Source organism: Pseudomonas sp. WS 5412 (assembly GCF_012985615.1).
In the GTDB taxonomy this organism is placed as follows: Bacteria; Pseudomonadota; Gammaproteobacteria; order Pseudomonadales; family Pseudomonadaceae; genus Aquipseudomonas; species Aquipseudomonas shahriarae.
The window spans coordinates 1-1,108 of sequence record NZ_JAARMB010000062.1; the positions used below are offsets into that span (position 1 = coordinate 1).

Below are 1,108 nucleotides of genomic sequence, written 5' to 3' on the forward strand. Positions count from 1 at the left end.
GAGTGCCGTTCTAGACCGCTCTACCGCGCTTCGCTTGGTGGGTGTCAGCCGCTCCAGCGCCCGCGCCTTCGGCTCGGTCGCTGCATCGTCTGACACCTCAATTTTCAGGCTGTTATCCACAGATTTCGGGGCCTGCGCCCCTTTTTTACTTTTACCTTTTCTCCTTTTAGGCGCTCTACAGCCCTAGTGCCATGCGGGTTCCAGCGTCCATAAAGGGACAGATTGACGGTTTAAAGGGGACAGATTGACGGTTTAAAGGGGACAGATTGACGGTTTAAAGGGGACAGATTGACGGTATTAAGGGACATTGTTAATGTTGTCCCATATAAAGGGGGAGTCATGGAACAAGACCGTCAACTCGTCGTGAAGTCGAACCACATCATCGAGGCGTCGTACCGCATGAGCGTTGCAGAGCAGCGCGTCATCTTGTCGGCTATCACGCAAGTGCGCCGCGATCAGCCGAAGGTCACAGACGCCGTGCTGTACAGCGTCACCGCTGCCGAACTGGCGGAGTTGTGCGGCACCGATCCCAAGACCGCATACCGCGACCTACAGAACGCCGCCGAACGCCTCCAGACGCGCCGGGTGACTCTGATCCTGGAGCCGGATGGCGTGACCATTCGCACCAAACGCCGGTCAACAATTTGCTGGGTTCAGCGTGTCGATTACATCGACCAGGAAGGCCGCATAGAGCTGCGTTTCGGCAAGGACATACTGCCGTACCTGACCGGCCTACAGCGCGAGTTCACGCGCTACGCACTGTCGGACGTGGCCAAGATGACCAGCGCCCACGCCATCCGCCTGTACGAACTCCTGGTGCAGTGGCCGGAGGGTCACCGAGTGGTCGAGCTGGACGACTTGCGCCGCTGGCTCCAGCTCGAAGACCGCTATCCCTCGATCAAAGACCTTAAGCGCCGCGTGCTCGATCCAGCAGTCCAGCAGATCAACGAGCACAGCCCGTTGATGCTGACCTGGAGCCAGCGCAAGACCGGGCGCAAGGTCACGCACCTGGTGTTCGACTACGCCCCGAAGAAGCAGCCCGCCAAGGCAGTCGGCAAGGCTCCGGCGAAGAGCAAAGCCGGGAAGCTGACCAAGGAGGAAGTGGGGC

1 protein-coding gene is annotated in these 1,108 nt (G+C 59.6%); it reads left to right on the forward strand.

Going from position 1 to position 1,108, the window contains the following annotated elements:
- Nucleotides 1-363: 363 nt before the first annotated feature.
- Nucleotides 364-1,108 (forward strand): replication initiation protein (locus HBR94_RS28370; RefSeq protein WP_170045913.1); only part of this gene is annotated, 745 nt, incomplete at its 3' end.